This is a genomic window from Acidovorax sp. A79 (assembly GCF_041154505.1).
Lineage (GTDB): Bacteria > Pseudomonadota > Gammaproteobacteria > Burkholderiales > Burkholderiaceae_C > Acidovorax.
Genome location: NZ_AP028672.1, coordinates 2,166,290 through 2,192,741 on the forward strand (window position 1 = coordinate 2,166,290; position 26,452 = coordinate 2,192,741).

Below are 26,452 nucleotides of genomic sequence, written 5' to 3' on the forward strand. Positions count from 1 at the left end.
CAGGCTCCTTGGCTTCGATGAAAAGGTGTTTCGGAGACTGGATAGTGCACTCGGCGGCACACACAGTCCAATGAAAACGCGGTACGCTATTCATTCCGCCAACGCATGAATCGCATCCAGGACACCTGCCATGGCCTCTGCCGAATACTCCCCTGCCGTCCTTCGCACCCGCCCCGTGGCCACCGGCCATTGGCGCGCCTTTCTCGCCGTGGCCAAGCACCTGAACTTCCGCGCCGCCGCCGACGAGCTGGCGCTCACCCAGTCCGCCGTGAGCCGCCAGATCCAGGCACTGGAAGAAGAAGTGGGCGTGGCGCTGTTCCTGCGCCACACGCGGGCGGTGGAGCTGACCAGCGCGGGCGCGCAGCTGCAGCGCGCCGTGGCCCCGGCGCTTGAGCGCATGGACGCCGCCGTGCGCCTGGTGCGCCAGACGGCCGGGCGCCGCAGTGTGGCCATCACCACCTGGGCCAGCTTTGCATCGATGTGGCTGATCCCGCGCATGGAGGAGTTCCAGCGCGACAACCCGGGCATCGACATCCGCATTGATGCGAGCGACGTGCCGGTGGACCTGGAAACCTCGGACGTGGACCTGGCCCTGCGCTACAGCATGCCGGGCGCGGGCACCCTGGGCGGACAGCGCCTGTTTGGCGAGCAGCTGGCCGTGGTGGCCAGCCCCTGGCTGCTCAAGAGCGGCAAGCCCCTGCGCACGCCGGCCGATGTCACCCAGTTCACGCTGATCGAGGCGGGCGACGCGCACCGCAGCCAGCACCTGGAATGGCTCAGCTGGCGCCGCTGGTTCGACGCGCGGGATTTGGCCAAGCTGCAGCCCGAGCGCTGGCTGTATTTCAACTACGCCCACCAGATCGTGCAGGCCGCCCTCGCCGGCCAGGGCCTGGCGCTGGCGCGCATGCCGCTGATTGCCGATGCACTGGCCGCTGGCGACCTGGTGGAGGTGCTGCCCGGCCACCGCATCGACTCCCCGCTGGCCTACTGGCTCATGGTGGGGCCCCGCAGCGCGCAGCGGCCGGAGATCAAGGCGTTTTGCGCCTGGCTGCAGGTGCAGGCCCAGGCCACGCGCGAAGCGATCGGGGATGTGCCCGACCCGGACCTGAACGACAACCTGGACTGACAGCAGAAAAGCGCGGGTCCGGCCGGACCTAGCGCTTTTGTTTTGATAGCGACCAGCGCTTATCCATCAAGCGCCAGCGGCCAATTTGACTAAAAATCAGGCCAAGGTCACCCGTGCAAACTTGCGCTTGCCCACCTGCACCACGTAGGTGCCGGCGGCCAGCTTCAGGCCCTTGTCGCTGACCACGCTGCCATCCACCCGCACGCCGCCGCCATCGATCAGGCGGTTGGCCTCGCTGCCGGACGGCGCCAGGTTGGCCTGCTTGAGCAAGGCACCGATGCCCAGCGGCGCACCCGACAGGGACACTTCGGGGATCTCATCGGGCACGCCGCCCTTGCTGCGGTTGATGAAATCCTGCTCGGCCGCATCGGCCGCCGCAGCGCTGTGGAAGCGCGCGGTGATTTCCTTGGCCAGCATCACCTTCGCGTCCTTGGGGTTGCGCCCGCCCGCGATCTCGGCCTTGAGCGCGGCGATCTCGGCCAGGCTCTTGAACGACAGCAGCGTGTACCAGTCCCACATCAGCGTGTCGCTGATCGACAGCACCTTGGCGAACATGGTGTTGGGCTCTTCGGCGATGCCGATGTAGTTGTTCTTGGACTTGGACATCTTGTCCACGCCGTCCAGGCCCACCAGCAGCGGCATGGTGAGCACGCACTGCGGTTCCTGGCCGTATTCCTGCTGCAGGTGGCGGCCCATGAGCAGGTTGAACTTCTGGTCGGTGCCGCCCAGCTCCAGGTCGCTTTTCAGGGCCACCGAGTCGTAGCCCTGCATCAGCGGGTACAGAAACTCATGCACCGCGATGGATTGGCCGGTGGTGAAGCGCTTGTGGAAATCGTCGCGCTCCATCATGCGCGCCACGGTGTACCGGGAAGCCAGCTGGATCATGCCGCTCGCACCCAGAGGTTCGCTCCACTCGCTGTTGTAGCGAATCTCGGTGCGCGCGGGGTCCAGCACCATGCTGGCCTGCTTGTAGTAGGTCTCGGCGTTCACCTTGATCTGCTCGGGCGTGAGCGGCGGGCGCGTGCTGTTGCGGCCGGAAGGGTCGCCGATCAGGCTCGTGAAGTCCCCGATCAGGAAGATCACCTGGTGGCCCAGATCTTGCAATTGCCGCATCTTGTTCAGCACCACCGTGTGGCCGATGTGGATGTCGGGTGCCGTGGGATCGAGTCCCAGTTTGATGCGCAGCGGCTGGCCCGTGGCCTCCGAGCGCGCCAGCTTCTTGACCCATTCGTCCTGCGGCAGCAGTTCCTGCACGCCGCGCAGCGAGATTTCAAGGGCCTGTCTTACACCATCAGAGACCGGGGTTGTTGTAACAGCAGATTGATTCATAAGGGTTTTTTGGGATGTCTAGACAGCATGCACCGCTATACTTCAGCCCACATTGCTTGAGGCGGATTCTAGTAGGCCCGCCGTTTCGACCTGTTTTCACGCTGTCGCATGGCCACATGCCTGGCAGCCTGTGTTCCTGGCCTCGCCCCGCCGTCGCAACGGGGGAGTTTCAGGAAGTCACGCTCACCCTGGGGATAGACCTTTGATTCACGGCCTCACTACGGTCCGCACCGCCAGCACCGCTTTGCTTGACCGGCTGTCCCGCACGATCCAACAACATCCCAAACGCATCACCGCCGCTGTCGCAGCCCTGCTGCTGACGGGCGGCGGCGGCGCGTTCGCCGTGGCGTCCTTCGCCCCCGACCCGGCCGAGCTGCCGGTGCGCATGGTGAGCTACCCCGTCGAATCGCTGGCCGAAAACCTCGTGCTGGGCGAGCTCGACGCCCCGGGCTTCTCGCTGTTCCGCTCCGAACAGGTGCGCAGCAGCGACACCCCCGAATCGCTGCTGCAGCGCCTGGGCGTGGCCGACCCGGCCGCCGCCGCGTTCATGCGCGGTGACACTCCTGTCCGACAAAATGTGCTCGGGCGCACTGGCCGTGCCGTGTCGGCCGAGACCACCGACGACCACCGCCTGACCCGCCTGACCGTGCGCTGGGTGCCCGACGACAGCGGCAGCTTCCGCCGGCTCATCGTCGAGCGCAACGGCGACAAATTCAGCTCCCGCATCGAAACCGCCAAGATGACGGTGGGCAGCCGCCTGGCGGGCGGCATCATCCACAGCTCGCTGTTCGCCGCCACCGATGCCTCCAACATCCCCGACGGCGTGGCCGTGCAGATGGCCGAACTCTTCTCGGGCAACATCGACTTTCGCCGTTCGCTGCGCAAGGGCGACCGCTTCTCGGTGGTGTATGAAACCCTGGAAGCCGACGGCGAGCCCCTGTCCAGCGGCCGGGTGCTGAGCGCCGAGTTCGTCAACAACGGCAAGACCCACCAGGCCCTGTGGTTCCAGGAGCCGGGCGCCGCCAAGGGCGCCTACTACACGCTCGACGGCGAGAGCATGCGCCGCGCCTACCTGACCTCGCCGGTCGAGTTCTCGCGCGTGACCAGCGGCTTCAAGATGCGCATGCACCCCATCCTGAAGACCTGGCGCGCCCACCTGGGCACCGATTTCGCGGCCCCCTCCGGCACCTCCGTGCGCACCGTGGGCGACGGCGTGGTCGAGTTTGCCGGCGTGCAGAACGGCTTTGGCAACGTGGTCTTCGTCAAGCACCGCAACCAGCACGTCACCGTGTACGCCCATCTGAGCCGCATCGACGTGCGCCAGGGCCAGTCCGTAGAACAGGGCCAGACGCTGGGCGCCGTGGGCGCCACCGGCTGGGCCACCGGCCCCCACCTGCATTTCGAATTCCGCGTGAACGGCGTGCACCAGGATCCGCAGACCATCGTCGCCCAGAGCGAAGCGGCGGCCCCCGTCTCGGCGGCCGGGCGACCCGCGTTCGAGCGCCTGGCGTCCAACATGCGCATCCAGCTGTCCGCTGCGGCGCTTGTCGAACAGGCCAGCGCAGACTGAGCCGCTGGCAGCATCCGCGCGCACATCCCCCGGGCCATGTCTGATCTGTACATCGGCCTGATGTCGGGCACCTCGCTCGATGGCATCGACGGGGTGCTGGCGGATTTTTCCGGCCCCCGCATGGTGGTCACGCACCACGCCAGCATGGCGTTCGCGCCGGAGCTGCGGGCGGAACTGCTCGCCCTGAACACCCCTGGCAGCAACGAGCTGCACCGCGCTGCGCTGGCGGGCAATGCGCTGTCGCGCGCGTATGCCGAGGTGGTGCACGCGCTGCTGGAGCGCAGCGGACAGCCGGCCAGCGCCATCCGCGCCCTCGGAGCCCACGGGCAGACGGTGCGCCACCGCCCCCAGGAATTCGACGGAACGGGCTACACCCTCCAGCTGGGCAGCCCCGCCGTGCTGGCGGAACGCACGGGCATCACCGTGGTGGCGGATTTCCGCAGCCGCGACGTGGCCGCCGGCGGCCAGGGTGCGCCCCTGGTGCCCGCGTTCCACCAGGGCGTGTTCGGCCGCGCGGACGAGACCGTGCTGGTGCTCAACCTCGGGGGCATCTCCAACCTCAGCGTGCTGGGTGCCGGGGGGGCCAGCGTGCTGGGGTTTGACTGCGGCCCCGGCAACGCGCTGATGGACCACTGGTGCCAGCAGCATACCGGCCAGCCTTTCGATGCGGACGGTGCATGGGCCGCGAGCGGCCAGGTGCTGCCGGCGCTGCTGGCCTCGCTGCTTGACGAACCCTTTCTGCACAAGCCCCCGCCCAAGAGCACGGGGCGCGACCTGTTCAACCCCATCTGGCTCGCGCGGCATCTGCAGCCATGGGCATCGGCGGACCCCGTGGACGTACAGGCCACCCTGACGGAATACACCGCCCGCGCTTGCGCCATCAGCGCCAATAGCTATCAAAATAATAGCACTACCCTGGCGGTGTGCGGTGGCGGCGCCCTGAACACCCACCTGATGGCGCGGCTGCAGGCCGTATGCCCCGCCGTGCGGGTCGTCGCCACCGATGCGCTGGGCCTGCCGGCCCTGCAGGTCGAGGCCGCGGCTTTTGCCTGGCTGGCGCGGCAGGCGCTGCACGGGCAGCCCGGCAACCTGGCCAGCGTCACCGGGGCCGTGGGCGCCCGCGTGCTGGGCGCGGTCTACCCGGCCTGATCCGGGCCGGGCCTGGCGGCCCCTCCCCCGAAACCCCCTTCAGCCATGGTCCGTGGCGTCCGCCGTGGCGGCGGCCCGGCTGCCGGCGCGGTCCTGGGGCGACAGCTGCCAGAAGATGCCCGCCGAGGCCACGGTGATGAGCCCCATGCATGCGAACGTGGCCTGGAACGCCCTCAGCGTCTCCTGGGCGCCGCCGGCAGGGAAGAAATCAGTGAACGCAGCCAGCACCGCCCCTGCGGCCGCCACGCCCATTCCCATGGCCACCATCTGCACCATCGACAGCAGGCTGTTGCCGCTGCTTGCCATGGCATGTTCCAGGTCCTTGAGCGTCACGGTGTTCATGGCGGTGAACTGCAGGGAATTCACGGCACCAAAGACCGCCAGCTGCGCCACATGCACCCACAGGGGCTGCGTGGGAGCGGCCAGGCCAAAGCTGGCCATCGTGACGCCCACGAGCAGGGTGTTGCCCACCAGCACCTGCCGGTAGCCGAAACGGGTGATCAGCGGCGTGGTGAAGCGCTTCATCGACATGCCGGCGATGGCCACGGGCAGCATCATCATGCCGGCCTGCAGGGGCGAGTAGCCCATGGTGACCTGCAGCAGCAGCGGGACCAGGAATGGCATGCAGGAGCTGCCCAGGCGCGAGAACAGGTTGCCCAGCAGACCGATGCGCAGTGTGTCAATGGAAAAGAGCCGCGGCGAGAACAGCGGGTCGGCCCGCCGCGCCGCGTGCAGCCAGTAGGCCACCAGGCTGGCCAGCCCGAAGACCATCAGCACCAGCACGCCCGCCTGGCGCAACCCCATGCTGGCCAGGCCGTCCAGCGCCAGCGAGAGCGACACCATGCCGAAGGCGAGCATCAGGTAGCCCGCCAGGTCGAAGCGGGGCACGAAGGTCACGGGCTCGCCCGGCATGAAGCGCAGGGTGGCGATGCAGCCCACCAGCCCCACCGGCACATTGATGAGGAAGATCCAGTGCCACGACGCCGCCTCCACGAGCCAGCCGCCCAGCGTGGGGCCGATCAGTGGCCCGATCAGGCCCGGAATGGCAACGAAACTCATGGCCTGCAGGAACTGCTCGCGCGGAAAGGTGCGCAGCACCACCAGCCGCCCCACCGGCAGCAGCAACGCCCCGCCCAGCCCCTGCACCACGCGCGCCGCCACCAGCTGGGTCAGGCTTTGCGCGAGCGCGCAGCACACCGAACCCAGCACGAACAGCACGATGGCGGACAGATAGACGCGCCGTGAACCAAAACGGTCGGCCAGCCACCCGGAAGCCGGTATCAGCATGGCCATGGCCAGCGAATAGGCCACCACCACCGACTGCATGCGCAGCGGGCTTTCTCCAAGGCTGCGGGCCATGGCGGGCAGCGCGGTGTTGACGATGGTGGCGTCCAGCGTCTGCATGAAGAAACCGATGGCCACCAGCCACAGGAGCACTTTCAGGGATCTGTCTTGCTGCATGGCACGCCAGGATGGCTTTTCCAGGAAAACGAAAAGGGGTATCCCCATGAAAAAAGCCGCCCGTCCGGGCGGCTTGTCGTTTCATTCCGTGCCGCTGGCGCGGCGCAGAGGCCCACCCTCAGGCGGAGAAGCTGGAGCCGCAGCCGCAGGTGGTGGTGGCGTTGGGGTTCTTGATGACGAACTGGGCGCCCTGCAGGTCTTCCTTGTAGTCGATCTCTGCGCCGACCAGGTACTGGTAGCTCATGGCATCGATCAGCAGCGACACGCCATTCTTGGTCATGGTGGTGTCGTCTTCGTTGGTGATTTCATCGAAGGTGAAGCCATACTGGAACCCCGAGCAACCGCCACCCTGCACGAAAACGCGCAGTTTCAGGTCAGGATTGCCCTCTTCGGCGATCAGGTCCGCCACCTTGGCCGCCGCGCTGTCCGTGAACAGAATGGGGGCGGGCATTTCGGTCTGGATGTTTTCGGCAACAGCGCTCATGGGGTACTCCGGGTTCAATGTTTGCGGTGAATAGTACTGCAGACCGCTCGGGAATTCAGATCACTGGCCGTTTGACGCTAACTTCAGTGGGGGCTTTTCCTCCACCAGCACGGCCACCGGGCACATCTGCCCGGCAATCACGGCACCCTGGTGCATCTCCAGCGCCTTGTAATGCACATTGCCGGTGATCTTGGCCTTGGGCTGCAGTTCGAGCAGTTCCGCGGCATGCACGGGACCCACCACCTGCCCGTTGACGATCACATGGTCGGCGTGCACCGCACCCTCCACCCGGGCCGTCTCGGAAATCACCAGAATGCTGGACTGCTCCGATCCCGCGCGGATGTCCCCCACCACCTCGCCATCGATGCGCATCCCTTCTGCGAAGTGCACATCCCCCTCGATCCGGGTGCCCTGGGCGACCAGGCTTTTGATCGGTGGCTGCTTTTTGCGGGAAAACATGGGTGAGAACTCCTGAAAGGACACGCTCCGGCCGAAAGGAGCGTGCGGATGGGAAACAACGGGATGCCAGGCCCACGGCGTACCGGCGCGGCCTCTGCGCGGGCCCGGCGCTTGCGGCGGTGGCCTCTCTCGACGACGACAGCCTGGCCGGGGCCATCGCGTGCGCCTTGGGGGTGCTCCTAGTCGATGGCCATGGCCTGCACGGCGCGCACTGTCGTGCCTTCCAGCACGCGGGCGGTCACGGTTTTTACCACGGCGCTGGGCGGCAGATCGAGGACCCCCTCGATGCGCCGGTACTGCTTGACCTGCAGGGGCTGCCCCTGGGCCGGCTGGGTCTGCGTCCAGGGCTTGCCGTCCTGGGTGCCTGCCAGCACCAGTTCCAGCCGGCCATTGAACTCGGGCGCATTGCGCGCGGCCTGGATCACCAGGACCTGCCAGCGCAGCTGCATCCCTCCCAGCACTTCGGCCTGCAGGCTGCGAATCGCGAGCCCTTCGGTCTTTGCCGCGGGAATCAGCTTCTCGAAAAACCCCAGGTCCTCGCGCAGCGTCCGATTGTCCGCCTCGAGCTGTCGCACCTGCGCCATCAGGCTTTCCTTGGCGGCCCGCTCGGTCACGAGCAGGCTCTCGGCCGTATGGGCCACCGTCTGCTGCTCCTGGCCCACGCCGCGCAGGCGGGCCACCTCCGCGCGCAGCTGGAGCAATTCGTCCCGGGAAACGGAGTCCAGGCCCGCGATCGACTTGCCGAACTCGAAGGCCCACAGCGCCACCGCCGCGCAGAACCCGAAAACCACCGCCAAGGCCAGCCAGCGCAGGGGCCAGGGCAAGGCGCTGCGGATGGCCACCCGGGGGGCGCTGATCGTCAGCCGGCGGCGCAGAAGGCGAAGGCGCATGGTGAAAACAGGGGAGTCATCGGGGAGGCCCGGGAGAAAAGAGCGCACCTTAAACGAAAAAACCGCCCGGAGGCGGTTTTTGCTCTGTAAAGCAATCCAGGACGGAGCGCTTTGCAGGGGTTGGACATCCGCCCAGGGGCGGGTGTCCGGCAGTGCCCAGCCAGCTTAACGCTTGGAGAACTGCTTGGCGCGGCGTGCGGAGTGCAGGCCGACCTTCTTACGTTCGACTTCACGTGCATCGCGCGTCACGAAGCCGGCTTGGCTCAGGACGGGCTTGAGGGATGCGTCGTAATCGATCAGGGCGCGGGTGATGCCGTGGCGGGCAGCGCCGGCCTGGCCGGATTCACCACCGCCGTGGACGTTGATCTGGATGTCGAAGGTTTCGACATGGTTGGTCAACGCCAGGGGTTGCTTGGCAATCATGATCGAGGTTTCGCGGCCGAAGTAGGACTGGATGTCCTTGCCGTTCACCGTGATCTTGCCGGAGCCTTTTTTCAGAAACACGCGGGCGACGCTGGACTTGCGACGGCCGGTGCCATTGTTCCATTCACCAATCATCTCAAGGCTCCTTAGATTTCCAGCACTTTGGGCTGCTGGGCGGTGTGGGGATGCTCAGCACCACCGTACACCTTGAGTTTCTTGATCATCGCGTAGCCAAGGGGGCCCTTGGGCAGCATGCCCTTGACGGCCTTTTCCAGCGCGCGGCCGGGGTGCTTGGCTTGCATGTCGCGGAAGTTCGTGGCCGTGATGCCGCCGGGGTAACCCGAGTGGCGGTAGTACACCTTGTCCAGGGACTTGGTGCCGGTGACCTTGAGCTGGGCAGCGTTGATGATGACGATGAAGTCACCGGTATCGACGTGAGGCGTGTAAATGGCCTTGTGTTTGCCGCGCAAACGGAGAGCAACTTCGCTGGCTACTCGTCCGAGGACCTTGTCGGTCGCGTCAATCACAAACCACTCGTGCACAACCTCAGCGGGCTTGGCGCTGAAAGTAGTAGTCATGAGTTTTCTCTTATGAAGAGGGTTTGGCGGGTCCTTTTCCACGGTCGGTGCTTCTCTGAAGGAAGCCTCTTAGGTGGCGAAAATGTCTCCGCCGCGGGACCACAAAGCGCTGCGAAGCCCTCGATTATACGAATTTGCGTGCCAGGGGCGCAAGCCGCCCGTGCGCACAGTGCTCCAGGCCCCGGCGGCCACCCTCAGTTGGGGGTCTGGCGGCGGCGCTGCTCCTCGGCCTCGTAGCGGCGGCGGTTTTCCACGCACACGGCCTGCCCCGCCTGCGATGGCTTCTGGCATTCCTGGTGGATGCACATGGGCCGCGCCAGGAAATTGGCGTCGGCACAGGCCTCCTGCGGGCTGGGCACGCGCGGCGGCAGCGGGCGAGGCTTGGGCTCGGCCACGACCGGGGGCGGCGGTGGCGGGGGTTCCTCGTGCACCACGGCCTGCACGGGTGCGGGCTCGGGCGCCGCGCGCTTCGCGGTCCGGGGCGGCGTGCGCGGCGCGGAGGCCGGAACAAAGGCAGGCGCAGGCAGGGATGCAGCCACCGCAGCGCCCGCCGCGCCGTCAAGGGAAGCCACCGCAGCCGGCGCGCTCGCAGCCATGTCGGCCAGCGCGGTCTCCACCAGGGCGGGCGGCGTGGCAGCCGGCCGCTCGGCCATCTCGGTGATGATGTCGTCGTGCGGCGCCTTGCTGCTCTGGGCCCAGCGCAGTCCTGCCGCCGAGGCCACCACGGCAAAAACGGCCACGCCCAGCCAGACCACCACGGGGGAGCGCCGCGCCGTTCTGGCCGTCTTGCTTGCGGCACGGGGAACCTCACGCTCCATCGGCCGCGGCCGGTGATCGTGCGCATGCCGCGCGGCGGCCCCGTGCCGGTTGCCAGCCGCAGGGTCGTCATAGCGGGAGTCGTCGGCCACGACGGTATCCCCGGCGTCGATGAAGACCGTGTCTCCAGCCTCGGCGGCCACCGTGTCCGGCCCCCCGAGCATCACGGTGTCGCCGCCGGCCGCGGCCTCCTCCCCGGAGGGGTCGTCCTCGCGCGCATCGCGGGCGGGCGCCTGCGCCACGGCGCGCGGCGCCTGGGGCGGTATCTCCACCACGCTGCTGGCCGCGGACGTCACATCCACCGTGGGCGTGAGCAGGCCCGGGCCGGGCTGGTCGGCGGGCTCGACCCAGATGTCGCCCAGATCGGCACGGAAATCGAAATGTTCGCTTCCTTCCGGCGCGGACGTCATCTCCATGAGCTGCAGGAACGCATCGATGCTCTGCGGCCGGTCCTCGGGCTTGAGCGCCAGGGATTGCGCGATCGCCGCCACGAAGGGCGCGGAATATTCCACGCCGAACTGGCGCTTGACGGTTCTTGCCACCCGGGAGAACGACACCATGCGATCACGGATGGAACGCAGGGTCGCGGGCAGCGGCGTGTCGTTGCACAGGCAGCCATGCACCACGGCGGCCAGGGAGTACAGGTCGCTCCAGGGGCCCTGGCGCAGTTCCTCGTCGCCATCGGAATACTGCTCGATGGGTGCGTAGTTCACCTTGAGCACGGCCGTGTGCTTGCGGTCCTGGTCATTGATCGCATGCCGGGCGGCGCCCAGGTCCAGCAGCACCGGAGGGCCACTGTCCTGCAGGAAGATGTTGTCGGGCGAAATGTCCCGGTGCAGGGTTTTCCCGTCGTGCAGCACCCGCAGGGCGCCGAGCACCGACCACAGCACCTTGCGCAGCCAGATCTCGGGGGGCGGGGTGCGCATCTGGGCGCGGGCCTGCTTGAACGTCATGCCGGTGTACAGCGGCATGACCATGTACGCGGTGTTGTTGGCCTCCCAGAAGCGGAACACCTTCACGAGCGAGGGATGGTCGAACTGGGCCAGCAGGCGCGCCTCTCCCACGAAAGACGCCAGCCCGGCATGGAAGGTCTGCTGGTCGGACGACGACCGCACCCACAGCGACTGGCCCTGCGCACGGCCCGCCAGCGCCGAAGGCATGTACTCCTTGATCGCCACCGCCCGGTGCAGAGAATGGTCGAAGGCCTTGTAGACCATGCCGAACCCGCCCACGCCAAGGAGCGCCAGGATCTCGAATTCCGCGAGGCGGGTGCCGGGGGGCAGCGCATCCACATGGCTGACACCACTGGCAGAGGCTTGGCTGGAACTTGCGATCATGGTGAAGAGAATGGGGCGTGAATGCGGGCTTCGGCGGGGGATTGTGAGCGAACGGGTGCCAAGGCCGTTTTCATCGCAATCATGAAGCATGCCAGCATGCATGACAGAAACAAAAGGCTTCCGGTCTGCCAAAAAAGTTACACACCCTGGTCAGACAAGCGCCGATTGTGCCGCGCCATGGGGACAGGCAGCGCCCGGGCCCATGACAAATTCGCATCGGATCATGACCGCGCGCCCGGGGCCTGCCGCCGGGCCATGGCCCCATCGACTGCGCTGCGCCGGGGGCGCACTCGTTACCATAGGGCCATGTTCAGTTATCGCCACGCCTTCCACGCAGGCAACCATGCCGATGTGCTCAAGCACACGGTCTTGATCGCCGCCTTGCAACACCTTACCGAGAAAGACGCGGCACTGACCGTGCTGGACACCCACGCGGGCGCGGGACTGTACCGGCTCGATGGCGACTATGCCAGCACCAGCGGCGAGGCAGCGGACGGCATCGTCCGGCTTTTTGCACCCACCGCGCCCGCCCTCACGCCCGCCCTGCAGGCCTATGTGGACATGGTCCGCGCCTTCAACCAGGGCAGTGCGCTGCGCGTGTACCCGGGCTCCCCGTTCATCGCCCAGCGCCTGCTGCGCGGCCACGACAAGCTCAAGCTCTTCGAGCTGCATCCCACGGACCTGCGGGCGCTGGCGGGCAACGTGGCCCAGCTGGAGGCAGGCCGCCAGGTGGCCGTCCTGCACGAAGACGGGTTTGAGGGGATCAAAAAATTCCTACCCCCGCCGGCCCGCCGCGCGCTTGTGCTCTGCGACCCCAGCTATGAAATCAAGAGCGACTACGCCAAGGTGCTCGACATGGCCGCCGACTCGCTCAAGCGTTTTGCCACTGGCACCTATGCGTTCTGGTACCCCATCATCCCGCGCCCGGAAGCCCACGACCTGCCGCGCCGCCTCAAGACGCTGGCCACCAAGGCCGGCAAGGGCTGGCTGCATGCCACGCTCACGGTCAAGAACAGCAAGCTCACTGAAAACGCCGCGGGCGACGTCAAGCGCCCCGGCCTGCCGGCCAGCGGCATGTTCCTGATCAACCCGCCCTTCACCCTGAAGGCGGCGCTGAAGACCGCGCTGCCGCAGATGGTGGAATTGCTGGCGCAAGACAAGCACGCCACGCACACGCTCGAATCCGGCGGCTGACGGCGGCGGTCAGGGGGCGGGGCAGTCCCGCTCGCCCTCGTCCAGCGCAAAAAGCTCCACGGGTTTGAGCCCCAGGCCCACCATCCCCAGCACCTCGGCGGCCCCCCGGCTCAGGTCGATCACGCGGTTGCCCGTGTGCGGGCCCCGGTCGTTGATGCGGACCACGACCGAACGGCCCGTGGCCTGGCTGCGCACGCACACGCGCGAGCCGAACGGCAAGGTGGGATGCGCCGCGGTGAGCGCCTTCATGTCGAAGGGCTCTCCGCTGGCCGTGCGGCGCTTGTGGAACTTCGCGCCGTACCAGGAGGCCAGGCCCACCTCGTCGGCGGGCAGGCGCAGCTGCGGGGCCTGCGGGCTTTCGGTGCCATCCTCCCGCCCACCGGGGCGCGACGGCGGGTCGATCAGCATGGCCTCGCCCGGCACGCTCAGCAGGTGCGGGGCCAGTGCGTCGGCCTCGGCGGACAGCCCCTGCGCACGCCCCCAGGACGAGCAGCCCCACACCGAAACACCGCAGCAGACCACCCCGAGCACCTTCCACCACAGGGCGGCCCGGCGGCCCTCCACCGGGCCCGTCACCGCGGCATCGCCGCGCGGCTGGCGCATCAGATCCCCAGCCGGCGACAGATCTCCAGCGTCGCGGCACTCTGGTTCATCGTGTAGAAGTGCAGGGCCGGCACGCCGGCACTGCGCAACCGGTCGCACAGGTCGGTCACCACATCCAGGCCAAAGGCCTTGATGCTCGCCGTGTCGTCGCCGAAAGACTGCAGGCGCAGCCGGATCCAGCGGGGAATCTCGGCGCCGCAGGCGTCCGAGAAACGCATCAACTGGGTGGAGCTTCCGATGGGCATGATGCCGGGCACCACGGGCACATCGGCGCCCAGGCGCTGCGTGTCTTCCACGAAGCGGAAGTACGCATCGCTGTTGTAGAAATACTGGGTGATCGCCGAGTCCGCTCCGGCCTGCACCTTGGCGATGTACGCCTTGAGGTCCGCCTCGGGCGACTTGGCCTGGGGGTGGACCTCGGGGTAGGCCGCCACCTCGATATGGAAGTCCCGGCCGGTCTCCGCACGGATAAAGGCCACCAGGTCGCTGGCGTAGTGGAACTCCCCGCCCGCGCCATAGCCGCTGGGCAGATCGCCGCGCAGCGCGACCAGGCGCTTGACGCCCATGTCCTTGAGCATGGCGAGCTGCTCGCGCACGGACTGGCGCGTGGCGCCAATGCACGAGAAGTGCGAGGCTGCGCCGACCCCCTCGGCCAGGATTTCGCGCACCGTGCCAAACGTGCCCTCCTGCGTGGAACCGCCCGCGCCGTAGGTCACCGAACAGAAATCAGGGTGCAGCGCATACAGCTGCTGGCGCGCGGTGCGCAGCTTGTCGGCACCCTCCGGCGTCTTGGGCGGGAAAAACTCGAAGCTCACCGGGAAACCGATGCCCTGGGCATTGGCAGCAATCATGTGGCCCTCCTCGCATAAACAAAAAATTCACGGTTGCCGTCGCCGCCCTGGATCGGGCTGTCCAGCCAGGCGTGCACCGCCAGGCCCAGTTCGGCGCAGCAGTCACGGATGCGCTTTTCCACCACGGCGTACAGCGCCTCGTCGCGCACGATGCCGCCCTTGCCCACCTGGCCGGGCTGCAGCTCGAACTGCGGCTTGACCAGCATGAGCAGGTGGCCGTCGGGCCGCAGGAATGCGGCGATGGCAGGCAGCACCAGGGTCAGCGAAATGAAGGACAGGTCGCCCACCACCACGTCGAACAACGGGGTCGTGTCCACGCCCGCGCATTCGGCGCGGCGCCGGCGCTGGACGGGCAGCGTGCCCAGCGCGCGCGCCTCGGCACGCTGCGCACGCTCGGACTTGAAGGCTTCGATGTCCTGGTCCTTGGCGTCGCCGCTGTCATCGTAGGCGTCGTCCACTAGCCCGCCGTTGCGCATCCAGCTGTAGGGCGCCTCGGGCTGGGTCTCGTTGTCCTCGTCCACATCGACGGCTTCGGAGAGCGCGTCCTCGCACGCCTGCTGCAGCGCCTCGGCGGTCAGCGAGCGCGCATTCACGCCCTCGACGCAAACCACCCGCAGATCGCTGCGCAGCCGCTCGTGCAGCTGGCCGTGGCCCACGTCCACGCCGACGACCTGCGCCGCGCCCTGCTGCAACAGGCAATCGGTGAACCCGCCGGTGCTCTGCCCCACATCCAGGCAGCGCAGCCCGGCCACGGGCAGGCCCGTGGCCCGCAAGGCGCCTTCCAGCTTGAGCCCGCCGCGCGAGATGTACTTGGCCTCGGCATCGTCCAGCAGCTTCACCTCGGCCACGGACGGGATGTCATCGCCGTTCTTGGCCACCTTCTGCCAGGGCGCCAGCGGCGACAGGCGCCACTCGACGCCTGCAGCAATCAGCCGCTGTGCCTGCGAACGCGTGGCCGCATGGCCGGACTCCACCAAAAAAACATCTGCGCGCATGCGTCACTCTCTCGTCAATCGACGATGGATTTCGTAGCCAAAATGGCTTCTACCGCTTTATCCACAAGCGCTGGCCGCTCCCAAAAAAGGAGCAGCAACAGCCACCCGCACGATCAGTAGCGGTACGTGTCGGGCTTGTACGGGCCTTGCTTGGGCACACCGATGTAGGCGGCCTGCTCGTCGGAAAGTTCCGTCAGCATCGCGCCCACCTTCTTGAGGTGCAGGCGCGCCACCTTCTCGTCGAGGTGCTTGGGCAGCACGTAGACCTTGCCGTTCTCGTAGTAGTCGCTGTGGGTGAACAGCTCGATCTGGGCGATGGTCTGGTTGGCGAAGCTCGACGACATCACGAAGCTCGGGTGGCCCGTGCCGCAGCCCAGGTTCACCAGGCGGCCCTTGGCCAGCAGGATGATGCGCTTGCCGTCCGGGAAGATCACGTGGTCCACCTGGGGCTTGATCTCTTCCCACTCGTACTGCTCAAGCGTCGCGACCTGGATCTCGTTGTCGAAGTGGCCGATGTTGCAGACGATGGCCTGGTCCTTCATGGCCTTCATGTGGTCGTGGGTGATCACGTCCTTGTTGCCGGTGGTGGTCACGAAGATGTCGGCCTTGTCGGCGGCGTATTCCATCGTCACGACCTTGTAGCCTTCCATCGCGGCCTGCAGGGCGTTGATGGGGTCGATCTCGGTCACCCAGACCTGGGCGCTCAGGGCGCGCAGGGCCTGGGCAGAGCCCTTGCCCACGTCGCCGTAGCCGGCCACGCAGGCCACCTTGCCCGCGATCATCACGTCGGTGGCGCGCTTGATGCCGTCCACCAGCGACTCGCGGCAGCCGTACAGGTTGTCGAACTTGCTCTTGGTCACCGAGTCGTTCACGTTGATCGCGCGGAACATCAGCGAGCCCTTGGCCGACATTTCCTTCAAGCGGTGCACGCCGGTCGTGGTCTCTTCGGTCACGCCGATGATCTGCGCGCTCTTGCGGCTGTACCAGGTCGGGTCCACGGCCAGCTTGGCCTTGATGGAGGCGAACAGGCAGGTTTCTTCTTCGCTGGTGGGGTTGGCGATCAGCGATGCGTCCTTTTCGGCGCGCTTGCCCAGGTGCATCAGCAGCGTGGCGTCGCCGCCGTCGTCCAGGATCAGGTTGGGGCCTTCGCCTTCGCTGCCGGCGGGGCCGAAGTCAAAAATGCGGTGGGTGTAGTCCCAGTATTCGGCCAGGGTCTCGCCCTTCACGGCGAACACGGGCGTGCCGCTGGCGGCAATCGCGGCGGCGGCATGGTCCTGCGTGGAGAAGATGTTGCACGAAGCCCAGCGCACCTCGGCACCCAGGGCCTGCAGCGTCTCGATCAGCACGGCGGTCTGGATCGTCATGTGCAGGCTGCCGGTGATGCGGGCGCCCTTGAGCGCCTGCTTGGCGGCGAATTCCTCGCGGATGGCCATCAGGCCGGGCATCTCCGTTTCGGCGATGCGGATCTCTTTACGGCCCCAGGCGGCCAGGCCGATGTCGGCAATGATGCAGTCGGTGTTGACCGGGGCGTTGACGCGTGCGTTCATGATGGTGTGCTCCAAAGCATGTTTGAAAGACCACATTCAGCGCGGGGATGAGACGGAAAGCTCACCACACGAGAAGTGGATGAGCGTCGTTGCTAGATGACTCCGAGCCTCACGCCCCGCCAGTGCTGGGGACGCTGCAACGCTCCTCGGATCGGCGGATTATAAAAGCAAGTGCGGGAGGCGAGGGAGCGCCCCGCCTCGATGCCTTGGGCCGCGCTACGGCGCCAGCACGACCACGTGGCCTTCCTGCGGATCGATGCGGCCCGCATGCAGGTCTTCGACCAGGGCCTGCGCCGCCGCGAAACCCTGGTGTTCGCGCACCCGCATCCAGGGCTGGTGCGCGCTGCCGACGCGGTCGATGAACGCGCGCTGGGCGGCATTGAACTTCTGGTTGACCACCTCGGGGCCCCAGTCCGCATTGCGCTTCCTGATCTGCACCGGCGCGAAATAGAACACGGGCGCGGGCCCCGGCAGGGCCGTGTCGCGCAGGAAGTGCGTGTTCTGCGCCGACCCCGCATAGCAGTCGTACACCAGGGCATCGCCCAGGTGGTGGTGCACGCGCGAGCGCAGATCCTCGTCGCCCGAGAAATCGACATACAGCGTGGGCACACCGGCATCCAGGGCCTCCAGCTCGCCATACGCCACCGTGCGCTGGTAGCAGCCAAGGCCCTGCACGAAGGCACTGTTGCGCGGCGCGGTGAGCCCCACGCGCTCGATCTGCCCGGGCCCCTCCAGGCAGAACGCGGTGCCGTAGGCCGTCTTGCTCGATGCGCTGGAGAACAGCAGCCGCCGCGCGCCGAAAAATCCGTTGTCCTGCAGGAAGTCCGCCAGCATGAACGACGTGATGAACAGCGGCCGCACCAGCATCTGGTAGTTTTCATCGCCTGCCCGGTATGCCGGGTCGGCGCTGGTGCGCGTGTACTGGTTGTAGGCCGAGGTGAGCGACTGGCGGTGCTCCGCGCCGTCGTAGAAGCCCCGGGCCGTCACGCGCACCGGCGCCATGCGCACATGGCTCGCAATGGGCCAGTAGCCGTAGAAGCGCTCGCCCACGGCCACGCCCTGCACGCCGGAGGCCACCACGTCGGCAAAGCCCCACACGGGCATGTGGCCCCAGCCCGCTTCGCCCGTGGGGAAAAAGTCCCAGTACTTCATCGCGTCGCCAAAGGCGGCGTAGGTGATGTTGTTCGTGGTCACCGCCACGCGGTCCACGCGCAGCAGTGCCTCGCCGGGCTGCAGTGGAGCAAGGGGGAGCTCCTCGGTGCGGGTGTGATTCAATGCATTCCTGTCGGTCAACAGGCGGGTGAGCAGCGTCATGGAAAGTCTCCGTTTCAAGGGTGAAAAAACACTCAGGGCACTGTATGGCGCCCTGCCGCCGCGTGGGTTCGGAAACCGGTGAACCCGCCGCGCAAGCCCCTTGCCGCCAGCTCCAGCGCGGCCCCCAGGCCGCTCAAGCGCCCCCGCCAGGCCCGGGCGCGCTTCACGGTGCAGGCCATCTACGACGCCTTTGTTCGGATTTGGCAACGCGACGGCTGGGACAAGCTCACCACGCGCAACGTGGCGCTGGAAACCGGCATTTCCGTCGGCACGCTGTACGACTATTTCCCCAACAAGACAGCGCTGCTGTCGGGCTATGTGCGCCACTGCGTCGAGGCCCTGCTCGCCGCCATCGACCGCGAGGCCGTGCAGCCCGAGGGCCTGCCATGGACGCAGCGCATCCACCATCTCGTGCGCCTGGTGTGCGGCGTGGACGCACCGGGGCTGCCGCCCTTCCACCCCGACATGCTGGCGCTGGAGGCGCAGATGGCCGAGCCCCGGCACCACCGCCGCGTGCACGAAGAGCTGGCCGCCGCCTGGGGCCGGGTGATTGCCGCCTGCACCGACCTGCCCCGCCCGCCCGGGCAAGCACTGCTGCAGGCGCTGCACCTCTCGGCCTGGGGTGGGCGGCGCTATGCGCTGCTGCTGCAGCTCGATCCCGCCGCCATGCGGCAGTGGGCCGACGGTGTGGAGCAACTGTGCTGCGCCGCCATCCTGCAGGCCGCCAGCGCGCCGGGCTGAAGCCCTGTCACCTGCGCGGCTGCCTTGCCCCGCGGGCCGCCCGACACTGGCGCCCTCACCAAAAAACACAGACGGAGCACTGCATGGACCCCAAGGACAAGGTCATCATCGTCACCGGCGGCGCCAGCGGCATCGGCCGCAGCATCGCGCGGCGTTTTGCGCAGGAAGGCGCCCGCGCCGTGGTCGTGGCCGACCTGCACCTCGCGCCCGCGCAGGCCGTGGCCGACGAGATCGGTGGCCTGGCCGTGCGCTGCGATGTGTCCAAGGAGGCCGACATCCAGGCGCTGGTGGCCACCACGCGCGAGCGCTACGGCCGGGTCGATGCCTACATCTCCAACGCCGGCATCCTGGGCCGCCCGGGCGGCATCGAACTCGAGGACCCACTGTGGGACGCCATGTGGAACATCCACGGCATGGCCCACGTGTGGGCCGCACGCGCCGTGGTGCCCGAGATGGTGGAGCGCGGCGAGGGCTTCTTCCTCGTCACGGCCTCGGCGGCCGGGCTGCTGACCATCGTCGAGTCCGCCCCCTACGCCGTCACCAAGCATGCCGCCGTGGCCTTCGCCGAGTGGCTGCGCATCGCCTATGGCCGCAAGGGCGTGGGTGTGGCCTGCCTGTGCCCGCAGTCGGTGCAGACCGCCATGGTGACGGGCGATGGCGGTTCGGCCTCGCACGACGGCATCCTGCCGCCCGAACAGGTGGCGGGCGACGTGCTGGCCGCCATGCAGGACGGGCGCTTCCTGGTGCTGCCCCACCCCGAAGTGGCCCAGTATTTCCGCAACAAGGGCCAGGACTACGAGCGCTGGCTGGGCGGCATGCAGAAGATGTATGCCCGGCACGCCCAGGCGCAGGCACAGGCCAGCTGAACGGAAACGGGCGTTGAATAACTGCCGGAAGAGGGTTCGCAGCGGGCGCCGGTAAAATCGCCGCTTCCGGGCGCCGCTGCGCCTGCCGCGCCGACTGCCGCAGAGTCCTGCCGCAGCGCGCCCTGACCCCCTTCTGGAACCCCCCTTGTGTCCTACGCCTCAGAAACCCGGCGCCGCCGCACCTTTGCCATCATTTCCCACCCCGACGCCGGTAAGACGACGCTGACGGAAAAGCTGCTGCTGTTCTCGGGCGCGATCCAGATCGCCGGTGCCGTCAAGGGCCGCAAGGCCAGCCGCCATGCCACCTCGGACTGGATGGAGATCGAAAAGCAGCGCGGCATCTCGGTGGCCTCGTCGGTGATGCAGATGCTGTACCGCGAACACGTGATCAACCTGCTCGACACGCCCGGCCACAAGGACTTCTCGGAAGACACCTACCGCGTGCTCACCGCCGTCGATTCGGCGCTGATGGTGATCGACGCGGCCAACGGCGTGGAAGCGCAGACACGCCGCCTGATCGAGGTTTGCCGCCAGCGCGACACGCCCATCATCACCTTCGTGAACAAGATGGACCGCGAGGTGCGCGACCCGCTGGACATCATGGACGAGGTCGAGCGCGAACTGGGCATGCCCTGCTGCCCCATGACCTGGCCCGTGGGCCAGGGCAAGGCCTTCGGCGGCATCATCAACCTGCGCACCCAGACGATGACGGTGTTCGAGTCCGGCAGCGAGCGCCGCCCGCAGGACTTCGAGGCCATCCCGCTGTCCGACGAGGCCACGCTGCGTGCGCGCTTCGGCGCCGAGTTCGATGCGGCGCTGGAGAGCATGGAACTGGCCGTGGGCGCATCGCCCGCCTGGGACCACGAGGCCTTCCTGGCCGGCAAGCTCACGCCCGTGTTCTTCGGCTCGGGGGTGAACAACTTCGGGGTGATGGAAGTGCTCGACGCCCTGGTGGACATGGCCCCGCCGCCCGGCCCGCGCGTGAGCACGCTCGAGGTCAACAAGCAGCCCGTGGTCAAGACCATCCAGCCCGAGGACGAGGGCTTCGCCGGCGTGGTCTTCAAGGTGCAGGCCAACATGGACGCCAACCACCGCGACCGCATCGCCTTCGTGCGCGTGGCCTCGGGCAAGTACATGCCGGGCATGAAGCTCAAGGTGCAGCGCACCGCCAAGGAACTGCGCCCCACCAGCGTGGTGACCTTCATGAGCCAGCGCCGCGAGGCGGTGGAAGAAGCCTACGCGGGCGACATCATCGGCTTCACCACCCACGGCGGCGTGCAGCTCGGGGACACCATCACCGACGGCGCCAACCTGCAGTTCACCGGCCTGCCGTTCTTCGCGCCCGAGATGTTCATGACCGTGGTGCTCAAGAACCCCCTGCGCACCAAGCAGCTGCAGCAGGGCCTGGCCCAGCTGGGCGAGGAAGGCGCGATCCAGGTCTTCAAGCCCGACGCCGGCGGCAACATGCTGCTGGGCGCCGTGGGCCAGCTGCAGTTCGAGGTGGTGCAGCACCGCCTGAAGGCCGAGTACGACGCCGACGTGCGCCTGGAAGGCTGCCAGTACACGGGCGCCCGCTGGATCACGGCCGACAACGCGGCCGACCTGCGCGCCTTCACGGACGCCTACCCGCTGCGCCTGGCGCACGACGCGGCCGATACGCTGGCCTACCTGTGCACCAGCCCCTATGACGTGCGCCTGGCGCAGGAGCGGTTTCCCAAGATCCACTTCCACCCGCTGCGCGAGCATGCGGGCCTGGCCCTGCAGAAGGCGGGCTGAGCGGCTTTGCGGGGCGGCCTCAGGGCCGGTACTCCCACCCATGGGGATTGGTGTCCGTCTGCAGGCACAGCGCCAGCCCCAGCGCCGTGACCGACCCGCTGAAGCACACGAAGGTGGCGTGGTGGGCGCCCCACTCGCGCTGGCAGTGGTGCAGGAAGCTGGCCTTCAGGCGGCCCTGGCGGTGCTCTTCGGCCAGGGCCAGCACGGACGGGTTCCTGGCTTCGGCCTTGAACTCCACGACGAGGTCGCGCCACTCCGGGACCAGACCATCGAGCTTGCCGGCCGCGCGCTGGCAGACGGCCGCTGAATCGCCGTGCGCCCGCGCCATGGCGGGGGCCGCAGCGCAGCACCCCGCCCACATGAAGAAGAAGATCAAGGCCCCACGCTGCACGACAACTATCTCCCGGACAATGGCGCTCTCTTGCGCAAGAGCCGCAGCATAACGACATACCGCATGCAAGCCCTGAACCTTTGGCCCCCGGAGGCCCGCCGCGACCTGGTGGGCGTTTTCACCGACATCGACGACACCCTGACCACCGAGGGCGCCATCACGCCCGACGCGCTGCAGGCGCTGGCCGACCTGAAGGCGGCGGGCCTCGTGGTCATCCCCATCACCGGCCGGCCGATCGGCTGGTGCGAGCCCTTCATGGCCGCAGGCGCGGGCGCGGCCTGGCCCGTGGATGCGATGGTGGCGGAGAACGGTGCCGTGGCGTTTGCGCGGGCCCCGGGCTCCGGGCGGCCGCTGGCCAAGCGCTACCAGCAGGACGCCGCCACGCGCAGCGCCAACCAGGCGCGCATGCGCGAGATCGCGGCCCTGGTGGCGGCCGAAGTGCCCGGCGTGGACTTGAGCAGCGACAGCGCGGGGCGCGAGACGGACATCGCGTTCGACTACGCCGAGTTCGCCCGGCATACGCCCGACACCGTGCAGCGGGTGCTGGCCGTGCTGCAGCGCGTGGGCATGCAGACCACGGTGAGCAGCATCCACATCCACGGCTGCTTCGGTGATTTCAACAAGTGGCAGGGCGCGAACTGGATCGTGCGCGCGCTGTGGGGCCGGGACCTGGCGCAGGAGCTGGACCGCTGGGTGTTCGTGGGCGATTCGGGCAACGACCAGGCGATGTTCGAACACTTCACCCACAGCGTGGGCGTGGCCAACATCGCGCGCTTTGTGCCGCAGCTGCGGCACCTGCCACGCTATGTGACAAAGGGCGAACGCGGCGCGGGGTTTGCCGAGGTGGCGCGGGCCATCCTGTCGGGCCACGGGCGCGGCCAAGCGCCGAGCGCCCAGCGAGCCACCCCTGGGCTTGAATGAAAACACCGCCTGGCGCTTGATAGGCAAGCGCCAATAGCTATATATTTTATAGCAAATTAACCACCCGACCCCACGCGGGTGCGCGGGCAGGCGGCGCGCCAGGACATGTACCGAAGGCCGCGCCGCAAGGCGCCCGGGCGCCGTGCCGCGTCGGCATGCGCTGCTGCACGGCCCGGCGGCTCCGTGGCAACTTTGGCAGGCTTGGCAAGCGTCGCAGGCCTATTCGGCGGGCTGGGGCGGCTTGCCCGCCCCGCGCGGTTTGCGCGCGCGGGTTGCCGCTGCCTTGGCGGGCGCGGCCGCAGGGGCCGCCGCCTTGGATGATGGCGCGGCCGGGGCCCCGGCATCGGCCTGCGCTGCGGCGCCCGCCGCGCCGGCCTTGCGCCCGCCGCTGCTCTTGCGCGGGGTGGATGCCGGGCGGCGGCTGCGGGGCGCGGGTGCCGGCGCAGGGGCATCGGGCAGCGCATCGCTCGCGGTCCCTTCCGCCGCCGCCGCCACGGGCGCCTGCACGGGCACGTGCACGGGTTCCTCGTCCGCGAGGTCCTCGCCCTGCGCCGTCTCATGGCCGAATTGCGCCTGGGCCGTCACGGGCGCCGGCAGCTGCGGGCGAAAGTAGCTGCCCGCCGGGCGCTCCGGCAGCGCATCGTCGCGCGCGCCGGAAGCCGGCGGCTCGGCACGGGTTTCTGCCGACAGGTCCTGGCGCGCATCCGGCGGCACCGCCCCGGCGCGCGCAGCGGCATCGCCCCGGCGCCCGCGCGAACGACCGCCACGCCCACCGCCCTCGCTGCCGCCAGCGGATGCCTCCGGCACCGACGCGACCGCATGGAAATCATGGCGGAAGTACCCCGCCCCGCCCTGCCGCTCGGCGGGCGCGTCGGCTCGGCCCGCGGGCTCGGCCCCCGTGGCCGCGGGACCGTGGCCACGGAACACATACGCGCCCGATTTCTCGTCGCGCCCGAACTCCAGCAGCCCCCGCGCCTGCGCTTCTTCGAGCAGGTTGCCAAAGGTGCGAAAGCCGTAGTAGCCCTCGCTGAAATCGGGCTTGCGGCGCTTGATGGCTTCCTTGAGCACCGAGGCCCAGATCTTGCCGCTGTCGCCACGCTCGGAGGTCAGGGCCTCGAAGGTCTCCACCGCCAGCTCGACGCCCTGGGCGCGGCGCACCTCCTGGCTTTCCTTGCGATGGCGCTCTTCCTCGGGGGACCGGCGCGGTGCGGGTGCCGCGCCGGGGGGCTGGCGCCGGGCCAGCGCGCGCTGCTTCTCGCGCACGAGGTCGTCGTAGAAGATGAATTCGTCGCAGTTGGCGATCAGCAGGTCGGACGTGGACTGCTTCACGCCCACGCCGATGACCTGCTTGTTGTTCTCGCGCAGCTTGGACACCAGCGGCGAAAAATCCGAGTCGCCGCTGATGATGACGAAGGTGTTGACGTGCGACTTGGTGTAGCACAGGTCCAGCGCGTCCACCACCAGGCGGATGTCGGCCGAGTTCTTGCCCGACTGGCGCACATGGGGGATCTCGATCAGCTCGAAATTCGCCTCGTGCATGGTCGCCTTGAAGCCCTTGTAGCGCTCCCAGTCGCAATAGGCCTTCTTGACCACGATGGAGCCCTTGAGGAGCAGGCGCTCCAACACGGGCTTGATGTCGAACTTTTCGTACTGCGCATCGCGCACGCCCAGGGCGACGTTTTCAAAGTCGCAAAACAGGGCCATGCTGATGCTGTCGGAGGGGGATGCCATAAATGCTCGCGGTGTTCCGTTCAATGTTGGGACGGATCATCACACGGAACGCCCCGGGCCCTTCATGAGAACCCGCCGCGCCATGGTGCATGAGCGTGGTCAACGGGCATTGTCCGCTGCGAACGGCTCGCCAGCGAACGTCGCAACTGGCGCGCCCCAGGCTCGTGCCCCCCGCGCAAGGGCCGCCAAGCCGCTTGCGGCGCTTCACTTCCGTGCGCTGGGGGCGTCCCCCTCCCGCCAGCGCAGCGCAGCGAGAGAGGGGGAAGCGGCGCAGCCGCTCAGGGGGAGCTCACTTCAACTCGGCTTTGCCAGGCCCAGTTTCTCGACCAGCGCCTTCTCGCGCGTGAAGGTGTCCTGCGCGAATTTCTTGTACGCCGCCGTGCTCATGTACATCGGCACCATGTCGTAGCGGGCCAGGGCCGTGCGGTAGCTTTCCTGCTCCATGGCCTGCTTGAACGCGTCGTGCAGGCGCTTGACCACCGCATCGGGCGTGCCCTTGGGCGCGCCGATGCCAAAGGGCGAGTTCTGCACCAGGTTCAGGCCCAGCTCCTTGAGCGTGGGCGCATCGGGGAACTTGGCCAGGCGCTCGGCGCCCCAGGTGTTGAGCACGCGCAGCTTGCCGGCCTCGACCTGCGGCGCAAAACCGGTGGAGTCGGCCGCCGCCATGATCTGCCCGCCCAGGATGGACTGCATGAGGTCGGCGCTGCCCTTGTAGGGCACGTGCAGCAGCTCGATGCCCAGCTGCTGCGCGATGAGCTCCATGGTCAGGTGCGGGCTGGTCATGGTGCCGGTGGAGCCGTAGCTGAGCTTGCCGGGGTTGGCCTTGGCCCAGGCGACGAAGTGCGTCCAGGTCTTGAGCGGCGAGTCGGCGGGTACCACCAGGCCGAACGCATAGCCCGTGACGTTCAGCACGTAGCTGATGTCCTTGACCGGGTCCCAGTTGATCTTGGTGGTGTAGGGCAGGCGGAACACCCCGAGCGGGATCTGCGCCACCGTGTAGCCATCGGCAGCGGCCGATTGCAGCGCCTGCGCGGGCAGCGTGCCGCCGGCGCCCGGCTTGTTCTCCACGATCACGGGCTGGCCCAGGATCTTGCTGGCGTTGTCGGCCAGGGAGCGCATGGTGATGTCGGTGGGACCGCCCGCCGGGAAGGCGATCACGAGCTTGATGGGCTTGTTGGGAAAGCTCTGGGCCTGAGCCAGGAATGCGGGGGCGGCGAGGCTGGCGGCTCCCCATTGGATGATCTGGCGGCGTTGCATGGAGGGCTCCTGAAAAGGCAAAACGAAGACCCCTTCATTGGACTGCAGCCACGGCGGCCAGGGCATGCGGAAACCCCCTAGCCGCTGTCGCCAACGCGGCACCGCTCGCCCGCGCCGCGCCGGTGGGGCGAGCATGGGCCGGAAGGGGCTGTCCGCCAACCGCGGGGTTCAAGCCTTGTAGGTGGACAGCAGGATGCTGGTCTCGGTGTTGGCGATGCCGGGCGTGAGGCGGATGCGGCCCAGCGCCGCGTCGAACGCCTCCAGGCTCTCGGCGCGCACCTCGGCCACGATGTCCCAGCGGCCGTTGGTGGTGTGCAGCGTGCCCACCATGGGCTCGCCGCGCAGCGCGCGGATCACCTCGGGCGCGGCGTTGCCCTCCACCGCGATGCTCATCCACGCGCGGATGCGCTGCGGTTCGGAATCCGGCCGCAGGCGCACGGTGTAGCCCACGATCACGCCGCCCTCCTCCATCTTGTGCAGCCGGTTCTGCACCGTGCCGCGCGATACGCGCAGCTTCTGCGCGAGGGTGGCCACGGGGGTGCGCGCGTCGGCGCGCAGGATGCTGAGGATTTCCCGGTCGGTGTCGTCCAGCCTGTTCATAGTGGGCCTCGTTGCTATCAGAGTGGCAGATTTTGCAGCATTT

At 68.0% G+C, this 26,452-nt stretch carries 25 protein-coding genes and 1 riboswitch; of the genes, 8 read left to right on the top strand and 17 right to left on the bottom strand.

Annotated features, from left to right (window positions below; genetic code table 11):
- Nucleotides 1-130: 130 nt before the first annotated feature.
- Nucleotides 131-1,126: a LysR substrate-binding domain-containing protein gene (locus ACAM51_RS09850; protein ID WP_218296233.1), complete on the top strand. Its 996-nt coding sequence runs from the start codon at nucleotides 131-133 to the stop codon at nucleotides 1,124-1,126.
- Between the two features lie 96 nt (nucleotides 1,127-1,222).
- Here the strand turns inward: ACAM51_RS09850 and tyrS are convergent, their stop codons facing one another.
- On the bottom strand, nucleotides 1,223-2,455 hold the full coding sequence (tyrS, locus tag ACAM51_RS09855; RefSeq protein WP_218339852.1) for a tyrosine--tRNA ligase: 1,233 nt from the start codon (nucleotides 2,453-2,455) through the stop codon (nucleotides 1,223-1,225).
- A 202-nt stretch (nucleotides 2,456-2,657) separates the two neighbouring features.
- Here tyrS and ACAM51_RS09860 point away from each other — a divergent pair, with 202 nt between their 5' ends.
- Nucleotides 2,658-4,025, top strand: coding sequence for a M23 family metallopeptidase (locus tag ACAM51_RS09860; RefSeq protein ID WP_218339853.1), 1,368 nt, complete (start codon nucleotides 2,658-2,660; stop codon nucleotides 4,023-4,025).
- A gap of 36 nt (nucleotides 4,026-4,061) precedes the next feature.
- Complete coding sequence (locus ACAM51_RS09865; RefSeq protein ID WP_369643451.1) at nucleotides 4,062-5,174, top strand: anhydro-N-acetylmuramic acid kinase; 1,113 nt, start codon at nucleotides 4,062-4,064, stop codon at nucleotides 5,172-5,174.
- A 39-nt stretch (nucleotides 5,175-5,213) separates the two neighbouring features.
- Here the strand turns inward: ACAM51_RS09865 and mdtD are convergent, their stop codons facing one another.
- The 7 genes from mdtD to ACAM51_RS09900 all read right to left on the bottom strand — a co-directional run bounded on the left by mdtD (nucleotide 5,214) and on the right by ACAM51_RS09900 (nucleotide 11,622).
- Nucleotides 5,214-6,635: a multidrug transporter subunit MdtD gene (mdtD, locus tag ACAM51_RS09870; protein WP_218296237.1), complete on the bottom strand. Its 1,422-nt coding sequence runs from the start codon at nucleotides 6,633-6,635 to the stop codon at nucleotides 5,214-5,216.
- Nucleotides 6,636-6,753: 118 nt separating this feature from the next.
- On the bottom strand, nucleotides 6,754-7,119 hold the full coding sequence (gene erpA / locus ACAM51_RS09875) for an iron-sulfur cluster insertion protein ErpA (RefSeq protein WP_008907234.1): 366 nt from the start codon (nucleotides 7,117-7,119) through the stop codon (nucleotides 6,754-6,756).
- Nucleotides 7,120-7,179: 60 nt separating this feature from the next.
- The gene (locus ACAM51_RS09880; protein ID WP_369643452.1) at nucleotides 7,180-7,578 is read right to left on the bottom strand and encodes a polymer-forming cytoskeletal protein; all 399 of its coding nucleotides are present in this window, start codon (nucleotides 7,576-7,578) and stop codon (nucleotides 7,180-7,182) included.
- 179 nt (nucleotides 7,579-7,757) lie between these two features.
- Entirely contained in the window at nucleotides 7,758-8,468 is a 711-nt protein-coding gene (locus tag ACAM51_RS09885; protein ID WP_218296239.1) for a DUF6776 family protein, read from the bottom strand.
- Between the two features lie 165 nt (nucleotides 8,469-8,633).
- Complete coding sequence (gene rpsI, locus ACAM51_RS09890; RefSeq protein WP_005798582.1) at nucleotides 8,634-9,026, bottom strand: 30S ribosomal protein S9; 393 nt, start codon at nucleotides 9,024-9,026, stop codon at nucleotides 8,634-8,636.
- A gap of 11 nt (nucleotides 9,027-9,037) precedes the next feature.
- On the bottom strand, nucleotides 9,038-9,469 hold the full coding sequence (rplM, locus tag ACAM51_RS09895) for a 50S ribosomal protein L13 (protein WP_008907237.1): 432 nt from the start codon (nucleotides 9,467-9,469) through the stop codon (nucleotides 9,038-9,040).
- A 194-nt stretch (nucleotides 9,470-9,663) separates the two neighbouring features.
- Complete coding sequence (locus ACAM51_RS09900; protein WP_369643453.1) at nucleotides 9,664-11,622, bottom strand: serine/threonine protein kinase; 1,959 nt, start codon at nucleotides 11,620-11,622, stop codon at nucleotides 9,664-9,666.
- A 306-nt stretch (nucleotides 11,623-11,928) separates the two neighbouring features.
- Here ACAM51_RS09900 and ACAM51_RS09905 point away from each other — a divergent pair, with 306 nt between their 5' ends.
- Nucleotides 11,929-12,816, top strand: a complete 888-nt coding sequence (locus ACAM51_RS09905) for a 23S rRNA (adenine(2030)-N(6))-methyltransferase RlmJ (RefSeq protein WP_218296241.1) — start codon at nucleotides 11,929-11,931, stop codon at nucleotides 12,814-12,816.
- Nucleotides 12,817-12,825: 9 nt separating this feature from the next.
- Here the strand turns inward: ACAM51_RS09905 and ACAM51_RS09910 are convergent, their stop codons facing one another.
- The 5 genes from ACAM51_RS09910 to ACAM51_RS09930 form a co-directional block, all read right to left on the bottom strand.
- Nucleotides 12,826-13,419: a septal ring lytic transglycosylase RlpA family protein gene (locus ACAM51_RS09910; protein WP_369643454.1), complete on the bottom strand. Its 594-nt coding sequence runs from the start codon at nucleotides 13,417-13,419 to the stop codon at nucleotides 12,826-12,828.
- The gene (gene metF / locus ACAM51_RS09915; RefSeq protein ID WP_218296243.1) at nucleotides 13,419-14,270 is read right to left on the bottom strand and encodes a methylenetetrahydrofolate reductase [NAD(P)H]; all 852 of its coding nucleotides are present in this window, start codon (nucleotides 14,268-14,270) and stop codon (nucleotides 13,419-13,421) included. Before metF ends, ACAM51_RS09910 begins: the two co-directional genes overlap by 1 nt.
- Entirely contained in the window at nucleotides 14,267-15,265 is a 999-nt protein-coding gene (locus tag ACAM51_RS09920; protein ID WP_369643455.1) for a TlyA family RNA methyltransferase, read from the bottom strand. Before ACAM51_RS09920 ends, metF begins: the two co-directional genes overlap by 4 nt.
- A gap of 113 nt (nucleotides 15,266-15,378) precedes the next feature.
- The gene (ahcY, locus tag ACAM51_RS09925; protein ID WP_369643456.1) at nucleotides 15,379-16,812 is read right to left on the bottom strand and encodes an adenosylhomocysteinase; all 1,434 of its coding nucleotides are present in this window, start codon (nucleotides 16,810-16,812) and stop codon (nucleotides 15,379-15,381) included.
- Between the two features lie 74 nt (nucleotides 16,813-16,886).
- A riboswitch (S-adenosyl-L-homocysteine riboswitch) is annotated at nucleotides 16,887-16,966 on the bottom strand.
- Nucleotides 16,967-17,028: 62 nt separating this feature from the next.
- Nucleotides 17,029-18,126 carry a DUF2855 family protein gene (locus ACAM51_RS09930; RefSeq protein WP_369643457.1) on the bottom strand — a complete coding sequence of 366 codons (1,098 nt, stop codon included), beginning with the start codon at nucleotides 18,124-18,126 and terminating at the stop codon, nucleotides 17,029-17,031.
- Between the two features lie 78 nt (nucleotides 18,127-18,204).
- Here ACAM51_RS09930 and ACAM51_RS09935 point away from each other — a divergent pair, with 78 nt between their 5' ends.
- The 3 genes from ACAM51_RS09935 (at nucleotide 18,205) to ACAM51_RS09945 (ending at nucleotide 21,509) form a co-directional block, all read left to right on the top strand.
- Nucleotides 18,205-18,867 (top strand): TetR/AcrR family transcriptional regulator, encoded by a 663-nt coding sequence (locus tag ACAM51_RS09935; protein WP_369643458.1) that lies wholly within the window; start codon nucleotides 18,205-18,207, stop codon nucleotides 18,865-18,867.
- An 83-nt stretch (nucleotides 18,868-18,950) separates the two neighbouring features.
- Nucleotides 18,951-19,733, top strand: a complete 783-nt coding sequence (locus ACAM51_RS09940; RefSeq protein ID WP_218339864.1) for an SDR family oxidoreductase — start codon at nucleotides 18,951-18,953, stop codon at nucleotides 19,731-19,733.
- Nucleotides 19,734-19,880: 147 nt separating this feature from the next.
- Nucleotides 19,881-21,509 carry a peptide chain release factor 3 gene (locus ACAM51_RS09945; protein ID WP_218296249.1) on the top strand — a complete coding sequence of 543 codons (1,629 nt, stop codon included), beginning with the start codon at nucleotides 19,881-19,883 and terminating at the stop codon, nucleotides 21,507-21,509.
- A gap of 19 nt (nucleotides 21,510-21,528) precedes the next feature.
- Here ACAM51_RS09945 and ACAM51_RS09950 read toward each other — a convergent pair whose 3' ends face one another.
- Entirely contained in the window at nucleotides 21,529-21,885 is a 357-nt protein-coding gene (locus ACAM51_RS09950) for a hypothetical protein (protein ID WP_369643459.1), read from the bottom strand.
- 78 nt (nucleotides 21,886-21,963) lie between these two features.
- On the opposite strand from ACAM51_RS09950, the gene ACAM51_RS09955 reads away from it, so the two are divergent.
- Nucleotides 21,964-22,821, top strand: a complete 858-nt coding sequence (locus tag ACAM51_RS09955; RefSeq protein WP_369643460.1) for an HAD family hydrolase — start codon at nucleotides 21,964-21,966, stop codon at nucleotides 22,819-22,821.
- Nucleotides 22,822-23,040: 219 nt separating this feature from the next.
- Here the strand turns inward: ACAM51_RS09955 and ACAM51_RS09960 are convergent, their stop codons facing one another.
- The 3 genes from ACAM51_RS09960 to ACAM51_RS09970 form a co-directional block, all read right to left on the bottom strand.
- A complete protein-coding gene (locus tag ACAM51_RS09960; protein WP_369643461.1) occupies nucleotides 23,041-24,552 on the bottom strand; it encodes an NYN domain-containing protein in 1,512 nt (503 codons plus the stop codon).
- Nucleotides 24,553-24,846: 294 nt separating this feature from the next.
- Entirely contained in the window at nucleotides 24,847-25,809 is a 963-nt protein-coding gene (locus ACAM51_RS09965) for a tripartite tricarboxylate transporter substrate binding protein (protein ID WP_218296253.1), read from the bottom strand.
- 168 nt (nucleotides 25,810-25,977) lie between these two features.
- Nucleotides 25,978-26,409 carry an Lrp/AsnC family transcriptional regulator gene (locus ACAM51_RS09970; protein ID WP_218296254.1) on the bottom strand — a complete coding sequence of 144 codons (432 nt, stop codon included), beginning with the start codon at nucleotides 26,407-26,409 and terminating at the stop codon, nucleotides 25,978-25,980.
- Nucleotides 26,410-26,452: the final 43 nt, after the last annotated feature.

What these genes read in the sequence shown, in the direction of transcription:
- ACAM51_RS09850 (WP_218296233.1), top strand. Translation starts at nt 131, where the DNA reads ATGGCCTCTGCCGAATACTCCCCTGCCGTCCTTCGCACCCGCCCCGTG.
- tyrS (WP_218339852.1), bottom strand. Translation starts at nt 2,455, where the DNA reads ATGAATCAATCTGCTGTTACAACAACCCCGGTCTCTGATGGTGTAAGA.
- ACAM51_RS09865 (WP_369643451.1), top strand. Translation starts at nt 4,062, where the DNA reads ATGTCTGATCTGTACATCGGCCTGATGTCGGGCACCTCGCTCGATGGC.
- mdtD (WP_218296237.1), bottom strand. Translation starts at nt 6,635, where the DNA reads ATGCAGCAAGACAGATCCCTGAAAGTGCTCCTGTGGCTGGTGGCCATC.
- erpA (WP_008907234.1), bottom strand. Translation starts at nt 7,119, where the DNA reads ATGAGCGCTGTTGCCGAAAACATCCAGACCGAAATGCCCGCCCCCATT.
- ACAM51_RS09880 (WP_369643452.1), bottom strand. Translation starts at nt 7,578, where the DNA reads ATGTTTTCCCGCAAAAAGCAGCCACCGATCAAAAGCCTGGTCGCCCAG.
- ACAM51_RS09885 (WP_218296239.1), bottom strand. Translation starts at nt 8,468, where the DNA reads ATGCGCCTTCGCCTTCTGCGCCGCCGGCTGACGATCAGCGCCCCCCGG.
- rpsI (WP_005798582.1), bottom strand. Translation starts at nt 9,026, where the DNA reads ATGATTGGTGAATGGAACAATGGCACCGGCCGTCGCAAGTCCAGCGTC.
- rplM (WP_008907237.1), bottom strand. Translation starts at nt 9,469, where the DNA reads ATGACTACTACTTTCAGCGCCAAGCCCGCTGAGGTTGTGCACGAGTGG.
- ACAM51_RS09900 (WP_369643453.1), bottom strand. Translation starts at nt 11,622, where the DNA reads ATGATCGCAAGTTCCAGCCAAGCCTCTGCCAGTGGTGTCAGCCATGTG.
- ACAM51_RS09905 (WP_218296241.1), top strand. Translation starts at nt 11,929, where the DNA reads ATGTTCAGTTATCGCCACGCCTTCCACGCAGGCAACCATGCCGATGTG.
- ACAM51_RS09910 (WP_369643454.1), bottom strand. Translation starts at nt 13,419, where the DNA reads ATGCGCCAGCCGCGCGGCGATGCCGCGGTGACGGGCCCGGTGGAGGGC.
- metF (WP_218296243.1), bottom strand. Translation starts at nt 14,270, where the DNA reads ATGATTGCTGCCAATGCCCAGGGCATCGGTTTCCCGGTGAGCTTCGAG.
- ACAM51_RS09920 (WP_369643455.1), bottom strand. Translation starts at nt 15,265, where the DNA reads ATGCGCGCAGATGTTTTTTTGGTGGAGTCCGGCCATGCGGCCACGCGT.
- ahcY (WP_369643456.1), bottom strand. Translation starts at nt 16,812, where the DNA reads ATGAACGCACGCGTCAACGCCCCGGTCAACACCGACTGCATCATTGCC.
- ACAM51_RS09930 (WP_369643457.1), bottom strand. Translation starts at nt 18,126, where the DNA reads ATGACGCTGCTCACCCGCCTGTTGACCGACAGGAATGCATTGAATCAC.
- ACAM51_RS09940 (WP_218339864.1), top strand. Translation starts at nt 18,951, where the DNA reads ATGGACCCCAAGGACAAGGTCATCATCGTCACCGGCGGCGCCAGCGGC.
- ACAM51_RS09955 (WP_369643460.1), top strand. Translation starts at nt 21,964, where the DNA reads ATGCAAGCCCTGAACCTTTGGCCCCCGGAGGCCCGCCGCGACCTGGTG.
- ACAM51_RS09960 (WP_369643461.1), bottom strand. Translation starts at nt 24,552, where the DNA reads ATGGCATCCCCCTCCGACAGCATCAGCATGGCCCTGTTTTGCGACTTT.
- ACAM51_RS09965 (WP_218296253.1), bottom strand. Translation starts at nt 25,809, where the DNA reads ATGCAACGCCGCCAGATCATCCAATGGGGAGCCGCCAGCCTCGCCGCC.
- ACAM51_RS09970 (WP_218296254.1), bottom strand. Translation starts at nt 26,409, where the DNA reads ATGAACAGGCTGGACGACACCGACCGGGAAATCCTCAGCATCCTGCGC.